This window comes from Streptomyces sp. NPDC096048 (genome assembly GCF_044763415.1).
Taxonomy (GTDB): Bacteria; Actinomycetota; Actinomycetes; order Streptomycetales; family Streptomycetaceae; genus Streptomyces.
Genome location: NZ_JBIWGG010000005.1, coordinates 305748 through 319093 on the forward strand (window position 1 = coordinate 305748; position 13346 = coordinate 319093).

At 73.1% G+C, this 13346-nt stretch carries 16 protein-coding genes and 1 pseudogene; 15 read left to right on the forward strand and 2 right to left on the reverse strand.

Features of this window, described 5'->3' with window-relative positions:
- Nucleotides 1-73: 73 nt before the first annotated feature.
- On the reverse strand, nt 74-2221 hold the full coding sequence (locus tag ACIQ6R_RS15570) for a DUF1996 domain-containing protein (RefSeq protein WP_404221675.1): 2148 nt from the start codon (nt 2219-2221) through the stop codon (nt 74-76).
- 230 nt (nt 2222-2451) lie between these two features.
- Nucleotides 2452-2721 (reverse strand): annotated as a pseudogene (locus ACIQ6R_RS15575) (ATP-binding cassette domain-containing protein); the annotation flags it as partial.
- Between the two features lie 408 nt (nt 2722-3129).
- Here ACIQ6R_RS15575 and ACIQ6R_RS15580 point away from each other — a divergent pair.
- The 15 genes from ACIQ6R_RS15580 (at nt 3130) to ACIQ6R_RS15650 (ending at nt 13322) form a co-directional block, all read left to right on the forward strand.
- Entirely contained in the window at nt 3130-3579 is a 450-nt protein-coding gene (locus tag ACIQ6R_RS15580; protein WP_404178482.1) for a hypothetical protein, read from the forward strand.
- Between the two features lie 10 nt (nt 3580-3589).
- Entirely contained in the window at nt 3590-4390 is an 801-nt protein-coding gene (locus ACIQ6R_RS15585; protein WP_404178479.1) for an SDR family NAD(P)-dependent oxidoreductase, read from the forward strand.
- Between the two features lie 99 nt (nt 4391-4489).
- Complete coding sequence (locus ACIQ6R_RS15590) at nt 4490-5197, forward strand: class I SAM-dependent methyltransferase (protein WP_404178476.1); 708 nt, start codon at nt 4490-4492, stop codon at nt 5195-5197.
- Between the two features lie 83 nt (nt 5198-5280).
- Nucleotides 5281-5598 (forward strand): gas vesicle protein, encoded by a 318-nt coding sequence (locus tag ACIQ6R_RS15595; protein WP_404178473.1) that lies wholly within the window; start codon nt 5281-5283, stop codon nt 5596-5598.
- Between the two features lie 36 nt (nt 5599-5634).
- The gene (locus tag ACIQ6R_RS15600; RefSeq protein ID WP_404178470.1) at nt 5635-6150 is read left to right on the forward strand and encodes a gas vesicle structural protein GvpA; all 516 of its coding nucleotides are present in this window, start codon (nt 5635-5637) and stop codon (nt 6148-6150) included.
- Nucleotides 6147-6923 carry a GvpL/GvpF family gas vesicle protein gene (locus ACIQ6R_RS15605; protein WP_404221677.1) on the forward strand — a complete coding sequence of 259 codons (777 nt, stop codon included), beginning with the start codon at nt 6147-6149 and terminating at the stop codon, nt 6921-6923. The genes ACIQ6R_RS15600 and ACIQ6R_RS15605 overlap by 4 nt, the downstream gene beginning before the upstream one ends.
- 4 nt (nt 6924-6927) lie before the next feature.
- Nucleotides 6928-7206, forward strand: a complete 279-nt coding sequence (locus ACIQ6R_RS15610; RefSeq protein ID WP_404178465.1) for a gas vesicle protein GvpG — start codon at nt 6928-6930, stop codon at nt 7204-7206.
- Nucleotides 7203-7784, forward strand: a complete 582-nt coding sequence (locus tag ACIQ6R_RS15615) for a hypothetical protein (RefSeq protein ID WP_404221679.1) — start codon at nt 7203-7205, stop codon at nt 7782-7784. The genes ACIQ6R_RS15610 and ACIQ6R_RS15615 overlap by 4 nt, the downstream gene beginning before the upstream one ends.
- Nucleotides 7781-8716 (forward strand): SRPBCC family protein, encoded by a 936-nt coding sequence (locus tag ACIQ6R_RS15620; protein ID WP_404221681.1) that lies wholly within the window; start codon nt 7781-7783, stop codon nt 8714-8716. The genes ACIQ6R_RS15615 and ACIQ6R_RS15620 overlap by 4 nt, the downstream gene beginning before the upstream one ends.
- Nucleotides 8717-8734: 18 nt before the next feature.
- Entirely contained in the window at nt 8735-9079 is a 345-nt protein-coding gene (locus ACIQ6R_RS15625) for a gas vesicle protein (RefSeq protein WP_404221683.1), read from the forward strand.
- On the forward strand, nt 9076-10113 hold the full coding sequence (locus ACIQ6R_RS15630; RefSeq protein WP_404221685.1) for a GvpL/GvpF family gas vesicle protein: 1038 nt from the start codon (nt 9076-9078) through the stop codon (nt 10111-10113). The genes ACIQ6R_RS15625 and ACIQ6R_RS15630 overlap by 4 nt, the downstream gene beginning before the upstream one ends.
- The gene (locus ACIQ6R_RS15635; RefSeq protein ID WP_375919495.1) at nt 10110-10358 is read left to right on the forward strand and encodes a gas vesicle protein; all 249 of its coding nucleotides are present in this window, start codon (nt 10110-10112) and stop codon (nt 10356-10358) included. Before ACIQ6R_RS15630 ends, ACIQ6R_RS15635 begins: the two co-directional genes overlap by 4 nt.
- On the forward strand, nt 10355-10648 hold the full coding sequence (locus ACIQ6R_RS15640) for a gas vesicle protein K (protein ID WP_375919498.1): 294 nt from the start codon (nt 10355-10357) through the stop codon (nt 10646-10648). The genes ACIQ6R_RS15635 and ACIQ6R_RS15640 overlap by 4 nt, the downstream gene beginning before the upstream one ends.
- Before the next feature lie 100 nt (nt 10649-10748).
- Complete coding sequence (locus ACIQ6R_RS15645; protein ID WP_404221687.1) at nt 10749-11864, forward strand: substrate-binding domain-containing protein; 1116 nt, start codon at nt 10749-10751, stop codon at nt 11862-11864.
- 126 nt (nt 11865-11990) lie between these two features.
- On the forward strand, nt 11991-13322 hold the full coding sequence (locus ACIQ6R_RS15650; protein ID WP_404221689.1) for an ABC transporter substrate-binding protein: 1332 nt from the start codon (nt 11991-11993) through the stop codon (nt 13320-13322).
- Nucleotides 13323-13346 lie beyond the last annotated feature (24 nt).

A 13346-nucleotide genomic window follows, 5' to 3' on the forward strand; every position in this document is an offset into this window, starting at 1 on the left:
CGCCGCGGTCGTGACGACGGGCGGACCGGGCCCGGCCCTGCCCGCCCGTCGTCACGACGACGTCATGCCGGTGTCACAGCGCACGCCGCCTGGAGCGGATCAGCAGCACACAGCCGCCGGCGAAGAGAACGCCTCCGACGGCCGCGGGCCACAGACCGAGGCCGGAACCCGTCTCCGCGAGGCCGCCCTGCGTCGTCTGGGGCTCGGTCGCCGACCCGGCCGCGACGTCGTCACCGCCGCCCGTGCCCTGTGTCGCCGCGGGTGCGGACGAGGCGCTGCTCACGTCGGCCGGTGTGTCGGCGGCCGGTGTCGTGGCGGCCCTGGGCTCGGCGCGCGGGGAGGCGGCGTCGTCCTGTTCCCGGGCTGGGGGCGCGGCCGCCTCCCCGTCGTTCTGTCCGGCGTCGTTCCCTCCGGTCCTCTCTTCGTCCTTGCCTGCGTCCTTGCCTTCGTTCTTTCCTGCGTCCTTGCCTTCGTTCCCTCCGTCGTCCCTGCCGTCCCGGCCGTCCTGCCCGGAGTCCACGGGTGCCGAGGCGGTGGCGGTCTGCCCGGCCGGGGGCTCGGAGGCGTCAGGGTTCTCGGTCGGCTGCTCCTGCGGAGCCTTCGTGGGGTTCTCGGTCGGCTGCTCCTGCGGGTCCTCCCCCTGGCCGGGGTCCGATCCCGGGGGCGTGTCCGGACCGCACTCGCGGCCGCTGTTGATGCAGTCGGCCATCTCCCGCATCAGGTCCTCGTCGAAGACGTTGATGAAGTCGCTGTGGTCCGTGACCGGCTTGTGCAGCTGCTCGGGGAAGGAGTCCACGGCGAACAGCGGAACGGTCCTGCCCCCGTCCTGGAGGCTGGGCGCGTCCACGTCGTACACGACGCGCTGGACCAGCCGCGGGATGGCCCGGAACCCGTCGGGGCAGCTGCCGTCGGCGGCGGCGAAGGCCACGTGGGTGCGGTGGTTGGCGCTGTCGATGTTGCGGCCGTCCCAGCAGCTCTGGAAGGTGAAGGTGCGCACCACGTCACTGCCGGACGGACAGAGCGGGTACTTGTCCTTGAGCTGCCGGTCCTCGAAACCGGTGCAGCTCCAAGAGGCGTTCGCGTTGGTGTTGCCGTTGACGAACGCCTTGGCGTCGCCGGTGATGATGCGCAGCAGCCGCGGCATCTCCGTGACCTTGGCACGCTCGTTGCCCTCGAAGGTCAGCGTGACCTCGGCGGGCGTGACGATCTCGCCGGCGTTGCCCTCGATGCCGCCGCCGGGTGACTCGGCGTCCTGTTCGACGGTGCCGTTCTGGAGCCGGAGCACGGGCCAGTAGTACGAGGACTTGTCGCCCTGGTCGGCGCAGCTCGTGTCGGCGGCGGCCAGGTCCTCGTCGCTGGAGAAGGCGTCGTTGTCCTGGTTGCCGACGTAGTCGTGGAAGTGGTGGGCTCCGTTGCCGACGCCGGGGGCGGCGATCAGGTTGTCCGAGTTGAACAGTCCCTCGGCGTTGACGCCGCAGCTGGTGGCGAAGGAACCGGTCGAGGCGTTCTTCTGCCGGGGTGCCTTCACGACGTTCGGCTTCACGGAGTTGATGTCGACGTAGTCGGCGGCCACGGGTCCGTTGCCCGCCTGTCCGCCGTTGCCGGGCGGCTGCTGCCCCTCACCGGGCTGACCGCCGTCCCCGCTGCTTCCGCCGTCCCCGCTGCTTCCGCCGTCCCCGCTGCTTCCGGGTTCTTCGCCCTTGCCGTCCTGCTGCTGTCGCTGCTCGTCGGGGCTGCCGCTCGGTGCGTCCGCCGTGGCGACCTCGGTGCGGCGCAGCGTGCATTCGGCCAGGGTGTCCAGGCCCTCGGGGCGATCGCCGGCCTTGCCGATGGCGGCGGCGATGCGCTCGATCGTCCCGGCCCGCTCCTTCCTCAACGGGCCGAGGATGGCGCCCTCGTCGAGCTTGCCGTCGTCCGCGGTGCGGGCGGCTTCCTGGAGTTGCCGGTAGGCCGCGGCGATCTGCTCGTCGAGGCGCGCGAGTTCGGTGTCGACGTCCGGCCTCGCCTGCTCCGGAACCGTCGTCAGCCGCTCGCTCAGGTCGGGGCAGTCGACGGTGGCCGCCACACCGGAACTGCCCAGGGGAACAGCGGTGTCACCGGCTTCGGTCGCCGAGGCGAACACGTTCGCGGCCACCAGGCCGCCGCCTCCCAGTATCAGCGCGAATGCTCCGAAGGTCGCGCGGCGCGCCCCGGTCGGGCGTCTGCGCCTGTTGTGTCCCAAGACGTGCTCCTGTGTCGTGGCGGACTCGGACAAGAAATGCCCCCGGCTTCATACGGAGTCGGGGGCCGGAGCGTTCAAACGCCTCGCGGATTCTCAGGGATCCCTCACCTCACGGGCGCAGGATCAGCCGGATCGGGGCGCCCTCCTTCTTCTCCAGCCGTGCGGCCGTCTCGGCGGCCCCTGGACGACGCGCTCGTGCCGAGGCTGGTCGATCCGGCCCTGGACGGGGCCCGGGGCCGCTCGCGGCGCGGTGCGTGCGGGGGCCTGGTGCGACCGTCGACCGTGACCGTGCCGGCGTCGGGGCGCACCAGGCCGACGAGCATGCGGGCCACGGTCGTCTTCCCCGACCCGGACTCCCCCACGATGCCGAGGGAGCCGCCCGCCGCCACGGCGAGCGACACGTCGGCGGCGGCGGTGAGCCGTCCGCGCCCGGGGAGGCGGCAGGTCTTGCGCAGCCGCTCGACGACGAGCAGGGCACCGTCGCCGTCGGAGACGGGGATCTCGCTCAGGGGGGACGCGGGGCGCCCACTCACTGGGTCCTCCTCTTGGCGGTCAAGGACCGGGCGGATACCGACTCGGCGGTCACGGACGGGGGGATTCCGGGCACGGAGGCGCTCACGGCCCTCGTCCTGGCGGACGTGCTGCTGCTCGCCCTCACGACGCTCGAGGAGACGGGTGCGGTGGACGCCTCCCACCGGCTGACCCTGTTGCGCGACAGTCGCTGTCACCACCGGAAGCAGGCGGGCGCAAGGGCCGAGGGGGCCGGGGGTCGACGCGGGGCGCGAGGGCTGAGGGACCAGGGGATCGACGCGCGGCGCGAGGGAGGCTCTGTTAGGAGCCGGGGTTCGGGGAACCCGGGGCCCGCCGTATCCACCGCGCGCCAGCGCCCACGCCGAGGGAGTCACCGGATGTCACTGACCAAAGGCCTCGTCGCCGGAGCGGCCGGCACCGTCGCGCTGAACCTCACCACGTACGGCGACATGCTGCTGCGCGGCCGGGGGTCCAGTGACATGCCGACCCAGGTCGCTGACCGGTTCGTCAACCGGGCGGGCCTGGACCTGGGCGACGAGGAGACCACGTCCAACCGTGAGCAGGCCGCCGGGGCGCTCCTCGGCTACGTCACCGGCCTCGGCGTCGGGGCCGCCTACGGGCTGCTGCGGCGCGGGCGCGGCGCGCTGCCGGACTGGGTGGCCGGTCCGCTGCTGGGCGCGGCCGCCATGGCGGGCAGCGATCTGCCGGCCACGGTGCTCGGGGTGACCGACCCGGCATCCTGGGACCGGACGTCGTGGGTGTCGGACATCGTGCCGCACCTGGTGTACGGCTTCACGACGGCATCGGTCTACCAGGCACTGCGTTGACGGAGGAACCATGGCCGGCAGCAGGCCGCTCGCCCTGGTCACCGGGGCGTCCAGCGGAATCGGGTACGAACTCGCCGCACTGTTCGGAGAACACGGCTACGACCTCGTGGTCAACGCCGAGGACGACCGGCTGGAGCACGCCGCCCAGCGGCTGCGGGAGACCGGCGCCGAGGTACGGGCGGTACGCGCGGATCTGCGCACCGCCGAGGGCGTGGACCGGCTGGTCGCCGCCCTGACCGGGCTCACCGTGGACGTCGCGGCGCTCAACGCGGGGGTGGGGCAGGGCGGCGCCTTCGTCGACACCGACCCGGCCGACGACCAGTCCGTCATCGACCTCAACGTGACGTCGACCGTGCGGCTCGCCAAGCCGCTGCTGCGGGACATGGTGGCGCGCGGGGTGGGCCGGCTGATGTTCACCTCGTCGGTGGCCGCCACGATGCCGGGCTCCTTCCAGTCGGTGTACAACGCGTCGAAGTCGTTCGTGCAGTCCTTCGCCCAGGCGTTGCAGGAGGAGGTCGAGGACACGGGCGTCACGGTCACCTCCTTCATGCCGGGCCCGACGGAGACCGACTTCTTCCGGCGCGCCGGGATGCAGGACACCAAGGTCGGCACCATGGACAAGGACGACCCCGCGCAGGTCGCCCGGCAGGCGTACGACGCCGTCATGAAGGGCCGCGGGAAGCTGGTGACCGGCTCGGCGAAGACCAAGGCGCAGGGCGTGGCGGACAAGGTGCTGCCGGACCGCGTCAAGGCCGCCGTGCACCGCCGGATGGCGGAGCCGGGGACGGCGCCGGACGACGACGGGCGGTAGGACGGTGGCGGGCGGTAGGACGGCGCGCAGGCCGGTCGTCCGGCGGGCGGGCCGGTCGCCCGGAGGGCCCCTTGTCGGTGACTCGTTTCCGGTGGAACGATGCTCGCGGCACCGGCTCACCCCACCGGCTCGCCCACCGAAGGGACCGTCGTGACCGACGAGCAGCAACGGCCGCAGGCCGCCGTCACGTTCGACGCGCTGGGCGCCGAGTACGAGAAGGCGTTCGCCGGCTCCAAGACGCACCGGCACTCGCTGGAGTGGCTGCTCGGGCGGCTCGCGCCGGGCAGCAGGGTGCTGGACGTGGGCAGCGGCACGGGCCGGCCCACCGCCGAGACCCTCGCGGCGGCCGGGCACGACGTGCTGGGCGTCGACGTGTCCCCCGTGATGGTGGACCTGGCGACGCGGCAGGTACCGGCCGCGACCTTCCGGTGCGCCGACGTCCGTGACGTACCGCTCGCGGACGGCTCGTTCGACGCGGTCTGCGTGTACTTCTCGCTGCTCCAGCTGGACCGGCGGGAGCAGGCGGACCTGGTCCGGCTCCTGGCACGGGCGCTGAGGCCGGAGGGGTACCTGGTCCTGGCCACCGTGCCGTTGGACGTGGAGGGCGTCGACGCCACCTTCATGGGACAGCCGGTGCGCGTGACCAGCTTCACCGCGCAGGGCCTCACCGCCGTGGCCGAGGAGTCCGGCCTGGAGGTACTGGCGCAGGAGGCGACGCTGTTCACCCCGGCCCACCCGGACGCACAGCCGGAGCCGCACCTGTTCCTGCACTGCCGGCGCCGGTCCGCCGGCGCGCCGGGCGCCTGACTCCCGCGGGCGGGCGGCCTCCCCAGCCCCGGATGGGGTAACTGCGCACGCGCCGGCCCGGGTCCGCGGCAAGAGTGGGCAGCATGACAGAACCTGGCGAGCGACGGCGCGGCACGACTTCCACGACCACGCGCGCGCGTGCCGTGCGGGGCGCTCGGGATGCCGCCCAGCGCGCCGCGGACGCCCTGTCCGAGCTGATCCGGCACCGCCTGGAGGGAGTCTCCGCGGTGTGCCGGAGCGAGGACGACGGCTGGATCGTCCACGTGGACGTGCTGGAGGTGTCCCGTATCCCCGACACCACGAGCCTGCTCGCCACCTACGAGGTCGAGCTGGATTCGGCGGGCGACCTGCTCCAGTACCGCAGGGTCGCCCGCTACCGGCGCGGTGCCCAGGACCAGTGAACGGGCCGCGCGGCCCGCACCCGGAAGGACCACCGCATGATCACCTACGACGACGAGGTCGTCTGCGCGCCCCGCGCCGGAACCCTCTACGACGTCCTCGAACTCATCCTCGACCGCGGCATGGTGATCGACGTCTTCGTACGCGTCTCGCTGGTCGGCATCGAGATCCTCAAGGTGGACGCCCGCATCGTGGTCGCGAGCGTCGACACGTACCTGAGGTTCGCCGAGGCCTGCAACCGCCTGGACCTGGAGCACGACGTGCGTTCCAAGACCGTTCCCGAGCTGTTCGGCGGCCCGGTCGCCAAGACCATAGGCAGGGCGGGCGCCAAGCGGACGGCGCGCTCACTGACCGACAAGGTGCGGGACGTCCTCACGCCCGAGGAGGAGGCGGTGGAAGAGGTGGAGGCCCTCCCCCGCGAACACACCCGTGAGCGCGCGGAACGCGGCCGGAGCCCGCAGCGGTCCCGTAGCCGACCGACCGCACGACCCCGTGACGAGGACGACCGTCCGCGCAGCCGCCCCCGCCGGCGCACGGAGACGGAGGACGAATGACCGCGCCCACCACCGCCGCCGGCCCCACCGGCACCACCACTCCCGCCCCGGAGGCCCTGTACGTCTACGGCATCACCCCCGCCGGCGCCCGTGCTCCCCGCTTCCCCGGGGTCGGCGGCGCCTCCGTACGGCTGCTGACCGAGTCCGGCCTGTGCGCGGCGGTGTCGGCCGCGCCGCCACGGCTCCGGCCCCGGCGCCGCGACCTGCTGGCCCACCAGGCCGTACTGGACGAACTGGCGGCACAGGGACCGCTGCTGCCCATGCGGTTCGCGGTGCTCAGTCCCCGGCCGGATGTCCTGCTCTCCCAACTGCGTGCCGACGCTGTCCACTTGTCACGGCAGCTCGACGAGGTCCAGGGGTGCGTCGAACTCAACGTCAAGGGAGCGGTCGTGCCCGGCCACTTCGCCGATCTGGTGCGCCGGGACGAAGGCCTGCGGAACCTGGCCCTGCGGACGCGGCGCCGTCCGGACTACGAGGCCAACGTCCGGCTGGGCGAGGCGATCGCCCGCGGGGTCCGCCGCGAGGCGCGGCGCGCGGCCCGTGAGGTCCTCGACCACCTGACGCCGCTCGCCGTTCGCACGGTGCAGGGCGTGACCGACGACGAGCAGGTGCTGAGCGCGTCATTCCTGCTGCGCTCCGCCGACGAGCGGCGGTTCCGGCAGGCGGTCGACGTGCTGGCACGTGACCGCGGGGACCGGTTGGCACTCAGCGTGACCGGCCCCCTGCCGTGCTACAGCTTCGTCGACTCCCGTCCCGCGCCGGCCGGGCGGTGACGCGGTGGGCATCGTGAGCGGTCTCCTGCTGCTGCCCCTCGCCCCGGTGCGCGGCACGGCGTGGATCGCCGACCACCTGCTCCAGGAGGCCCGGCGCCAGGCCCACGACCCGCGCGCGGTCCAGGCGCGTCTGGCCGCACTCAACCGGGCCCTGGACGAGGGCGCCATCGACGAAGCGGCCTTCGAGCGGGAGGAGGAGCGCCTGCTCACCCTCCTCGAACGGCCGCACCGGCCCACCGGCCGCACCACCACTACGGATCGAGCGCAGAGAAGGCACGTATGAGCGACAGCAAGGCGGTCATGGCGGCGGCCGTGGCGGGCGGATATCTCCTGGGCCGCACGAAGAAGGCCAAACTCGCCTTCGTGGTCGGCTCGTACCTCATGGGCCGGCGCATCGGCGTGTCCCCCGGCCAGGTGCTGTCCCAGGGCCTGGCCGGCCTCCAGCGGACACCGCAGCTCCAGGAACTGACGGACCAGGTGCGCGGCGAGCTGCTGACCGCCGGACGCACCGCCGTCACCGCCGCGGCGAACCGCAGGCTCACCGGCCTCGCGGACACCCTTCGCGACCGTACCGACGCGCTCACCGGCGCGGGCCGACGGAGCGACGGCGGCTACGACTACGACGGCGACCACGAGGACGATGACGCTCCGGACGAGGACGTCCACTACGACGACGAGGCCCGGGAGGAGGCCCGGCGGGCCGCTCCGGCGCCGCCCCGGAAGACGGCCAAGAAGGCTCCCCCGCGCAAGGCGGCACCTCCCCCGAAGACCGCGAAGAAGGCGGCCAAGAAGACGGCCAGGAAGACGGTGCCCGCGAAGAAGACCATGGGCTCGGGCCGGCGCGGAGGTGAGCGCGGATGAGCCCCGACCGGCAGGGCAAGGGCGGAGCGTCCCCTTTGGACGATCTCAAGGACGCGCTCGGCGGCTACCTCGCCGCCACGGGGCACAGCCTCGTCGGCAAGGCGGGGGAACGGATCGGGGACCTGACGGACCGTCTGGCCGGATCCGCCGACGACGGTGGCTCCGGCGGTGGCTCCGGCGGTGAAGGCGGTTCCGGTAGCGGGGGCGATTCCGGCGGTCGGGGCGGTTCCGGGAGCAGCGGCGGCAGTGTCAAGGCGACGCACATCATGGAGACCGTCGACATCGGCGTCCCCCTGCGCACCGTCTACGACCAGTGGACGCGGCTCCAGGACTTCAGCGGCTTCACCAAGGGCGTCCGAAGCGTCAGCGCCAACGACGAGGTGACCTCCGACTGGAACGTCAAGGTCGGTCCGTCGAGTCGCAGTTGGAAGGCGACCGTCCAGGAACAGGTACCCGACGAACGGATCGTCTGGACCTCCGAGGGCGCCAAGGGCAGTACCCGCGGCGCGGTCACCTTCCACGAACTGGCGCCCCGGCTGACCCGGGTCGTCGTGGTCGTCGAGTACTACCCGGCGGGCTTCTTCGAGAAGACCGGAAACCTCTGGCGCGCCCAGGGGCGGCGGCTACGGCTCGACCTGAAGCACTTCGCCCGCCACGTGACCCTGATGGGTGACGAGGAGGTGGAGGGCTGGCGCGGCGAGATCCGTGACGGCGAGGTCGTGCGGAGCCACGAGGAAGCGCTGGAGGAGGAGAACGCCTCCGACGACGAAGCCGAGTACGAGCACGACGAGGAAGGCTCCGAGTACGACGAGGACTACGAGGGCGACGAGGAAGGCTCCGAGTACGACGACGAGGGCGACGACGAGGAAGGTGAGTACGACGACGAGGACGAGGCGTATGAGGACGACGAACGTGCCCGCCCGCATCGCTGACGCCCCCGGGAGCGCCCGGTGACCGACGTCGACCACCGGTTCGCGAGCCCGGAGACACAGCCCTACGCGCCTGTCACCGGCAACCTCGCCGACCTCCTCGAACGGGTCCTCGACAAGGGCATCGTCATCGCCGGCGACATCAAGATCGACCTGCTCGACATCGAACTGCTCACCATCCGCCTGCGCCTGTTCATCGCCTCGGTGGACACGGCGAAGAAGGCGGGCATCGACTGGTGGGAGACCGACCCGGCGCTTTCGTCCAGGGCCGCGCGGGACGCGCTCGCCGAGGAGAACGAGCGGTTGCGGGCCCGACTCGACGCCCTGGAGGGGGCCGCCGAGGAGACGCAGGGAGCCGTCCGGTGAACGCGTCCCCGGCCGGACCGGCGGCCCCCGTCCTCGTCTGCGCGTTCGCCGTCACCCGCACGCCACCGGACCTCGCCGCGTCGGCCGCGGTGGTCGGCCACGAGGAGGGCGGTCCGCTGCGCGTGCTGCGCGCGGGCGGCCTGTGCCTGGTCGTCCAGGACGTCCCCGCGGCGCTGTTCGACGAGGCGGCGCTGGCGGAGCGGCTCAACCGGCCCGACGACCTGGAACGCTGCGCCCGTGCCCATCACCGGGGCGTCGAGGCCGCGGCCCGGCGGGGCCCCGTCGTTCCGCTGCCGATGGCGACCCTGTACCGCGGGGACCGGAGCGCGGAGCAGGCCGTCGCCGCCCGGGAAGCGGTACTGGGCGCGCTGCTCGACCATCTGCGGGGCCGTACGGAATGGGCCGTGAAGGTGCACGCCACCCACGGTGCGACCAACCCCGCCGCCGGTGCCGACGCCCCCGTCGGCTCCGGAACCGGCGCGGGCACGCGTGGGCGTGCCTATCTCAGCCGGGCCAGCGCACGGCGGCGCGACCGGCAGGACGCGCACGGGAGGGCCCTGGCCGAGGCGGAGGCCGTCGACGCGGAACTGCGGCGGTACGCCGTCGACGCGACGCGGCACCGCCCGCAGAGCGAGCGGCTGACGGGCCGGCGCGCCCCGCAACTGATCAACGCCGCCTACCTGGTGGAGGACGCGGACACCGCTGCCTTCAAGCGCGCCCTGGCCCGGCTCGCCGCCGACGGCCGGCACACGGCCGTGGAGGTCAGCGTTTCGGGCCCGTGGATCCCGTACTCCTTCGCCCGCTGGGACGAGGACCCGGCCACCATGGATACGGACGCCGTGGACCCGGCCGCCCTGAGTACGGACGTCGAGAACCCGGACGCCACGGCACCGGACACCACGGTTCCGAGCACCACGGTTCCGGACACCACGGCACCGGACGCCACGGAACGACGCCGCACGGAACCACCCCGCACCGGGCCGGACCGCACGGCACGGGAACGGCGCCCCATGGAGCAGGAGGCGCGCGCATGACCGCCCCGGACACCCGTACGCCGGGCCCGGCCGCCGTACCCTGGGGCGGGCCGGAGCCGTACGCACCGGTCGGTGTGCCCCTGGTCGACCTCCTCGACCGGGTGCTGGCGACCGGTGTCGTCGTCAGCGGGGACCTGGTCCTGGCGATCGCCGACGTGCCGCTGGTGCGGATCTCCCTGCACGCCCTGCTGTCGTCGGTGAACGAGCGGGTGCCCGCCCCCTGGCCGGACAGCGGGCCGCTGTGACCGCGCCCCGGGCCCACGCCCTCGACCTGGACCCCGAACGGGTCACGAACGACCTGGCCGCCCTGGTCCTCACCGTCGTGGAGCTGCTGCGCCAGCTCATGGAGCGCCAGGCCGTGCGCCGCTTCGACGAGGGCACACTGAGCACGGAGCAGGAGGACCGGCTCGGCACGGCGCTCATGCTGCTCGACGAGCGCATGGACGACCTGTGCGCGCAGCACGGCCTGAGCCGCGGCGACCTGAACCTCGATCTGGGCCCGCTGGGACCGCTCCTGGCGGACCCGGAGCCGTAGGGGCCGCCCGCGGGGCCGCGAGAGGGCGCACACCCGGGACGAGCGATCGCTATGATGGCGGCGAATCGCTCAAACGAACATTCTCGGGTGGGGAGACCTGATGCGGGAGCCGGTCGATCTCAGGCGCCAGCGGATCCTGGCGGCGGTCCAGGCGCGCGGTACCGCGCGGGTGCGCGATCTCGCCGACGAGTTGCAGGTCTCCGTGGTGACGGTGCGCCGTGACGTGGAGGAGCTGACGCGCGAGGGCAGGCTGCGCCGCGGGCACGGAGTCGTCCGCTCCACACTGCCCGCCCAGGAGGTGCCCGCGAGGGAGGCCGCCGACGGGGACCGGGTGGCCGTGGTGGTGCCGGAGCGGCACTCGTACCTGACCGAGACGCTGCACGGCGCGCGTACGGTGCTGGAGGAGGCCGGGGTGCGCCTCGCGCTGCACATCGCGCCCCAGGCGGCCGGCGCCGAACGGCCGTTGGTCGAACAGGCCCTCGCGGACGGCGCGCGCGGTCTGCTGCTGGCGCCCCGGTGGAACAGTCTCGCCGCCGAGGAGGCCGACTACGGGTGGCTGTCCGCGCTGGAGGTGCCGACGGTCCTCATGGAACGGCGCCCGCGCCGGGGCAGCGCGCCGCACGTGCTGGACTCGGTGTGCTCGGACCACTGGTACGGCGCGCACCTCGCGGTGGAGCACCTGGTGGGACTCGGACACCGGCGCATCGTGTTCGCGACCCGGGACGACAGTCCGACCGCGCGTACGCTGCGGTCCGCGTCGGCCGAGATCGCCGACGCGCATCCGCTGGTGGAGGAGTGGGCGTGGGCGCTCAGTACGCCGGAGTCGGGGCCCGAGGGGCCGTACTCCGCGGACGAGACGGCGGAACTGCCGGTGCTGCTGCGCAAGACGGGGGCGACCGCGGTGGTGCTGCACGGTGACGTGGACGCGCTGATGATCGTGCAGCGGCTCGCGGCCGACGCGGTGCGGGTACCGCAGGACTGCTCGGTCGTGGCGTACGACGACGTGGTGGCCGGGCTCGCCACCCCGCCGCTGACCGCCGTGTCCCCGCCGAGGGCCGAGGTCGGCCGGGTGGCCGCCGAGCTGCTGCTCGAACGCCTGAAGGAGGCCGGCGGCCGTCCCGCGCGGCACGTCGAGCTGCTGCCGCGGCTGATGGTGCGGGGCTCGACCCTGCGGGTGGACGGGGCCCGGGGCGCCATGATCGATCCGAGCGAATGAGCGTTTGAACGCTTTATTTTCTTCTGATCGATCTATTGACCGTTTCGGATGGAGCAATCAGGATTCCCGTGTCCCGAACAGTCGCGTCCGCATCCACGCGGACCCGCAGGAGCCGCGGGAGGCGCCATGCCCGGACGACCCAGCCGTCGGTCCGTGCTCGCCGCGATGGCCGCCGTACCCCTGACAGGAGCCGTGAGCGCCTGCAGCGGGGGGAACGGCGCCTCGTCGGCCCGCACGAGCACCACCACACGCGTCACCTTCTGGTCCGCCCTGCGCGGCAGCCAGGAGGTGGTCGACGCCTTCAACCGCACGCACCGGCACATCCAGGTGGAGTTCCAGCAGATCCCCTCCGGCGGGCAGGGCGGCTACGCCAAGCTCAGCAACGCCGCCCGGGCCGGGAACGCGCCCGACGTCGCCACCATCGAGTATCCGCAGGTGCCGGGGTACGCCATCGACGGCGTCGCGCGTGACATCACCGACCTCGTCAGCGACGGCCTGCGCCGCAAGCTGCTGCCGCAGGCACTCGGGCTGACCACCTTCGAGGGCCGGGTGTTCAGCGTGCCGCTGGACGTCGAGCCCATGGTGATGCACTACCGCGCCGACCTGTTCGACCACTACGGCCTGGAGGTCGCGCGCACCTGGGACGAGTTCGCCGAGCAGGCCGCGACCGTGCACCGCGAGGCACCCGGCCGGCGGTTGGTGCTGTTCCCCTCCGACGGGATGACGCAGTTCGCCTGCTACGCCTGGCAGGCGGGCGCCCAGTGGTTCGACACCTCGCGGGGCGCCTGGAACGTGTCCCTCGCCGACGCTCCCTCCCGGCGGGTCGCGGACTACTGGCAGGGGCTCATCGACCGGGACGACGTCTTCATGAACGCCGTCGAGAGCAGGCAGTCCGACGCGCAGATCGGCGACGGCCTGGTCCTCACGCGGCTCAGCGGCGCCTGGGACGCCGGCGCGCAGATGAACGCGCGGCCCGGACAGAAGGGCCAGTGGCGGATCGCGCCGCTGCCCCAGTGGGACACCGCCAACCCGTCCACCGGCACGCACGGCGGTTCGACCTTCGCGGTCACCAAGGACAGCCGCCACCCCGAGGCGGCGATGGAGTTCATCGAGTGGCAGGTCTCCCACCCCGACGCCCTGCGCGCCCGCCTCTCCAGCGGCACCAGCAGCCAGTACCCGGCCGCTCCCGGCCTGGTCTCCGTGGGCCGCGACGCCTTCGACCGGTCGTACTACGGCGGGCAGGACATCTACACCCTGTTCGAGCGGGAGGCCGAGAAGATCGGCGAGCAGTGGCTGTGGGGGCCGCGGATGAGCGCCACCCAGAAGGTCATGCAGGACTCCTTCGCCCGCGTCGGCGCCGGCCAGGGCTCCCTCGTCGAGTCGCTGCGCACCGCGCAGGAGGGCACCATGCCCGACCTCAAGGCCCTCGGCCTGTCCACCACCCAGCACAGCACCTGAGCCGACGAAAGGCAGGTGACACCC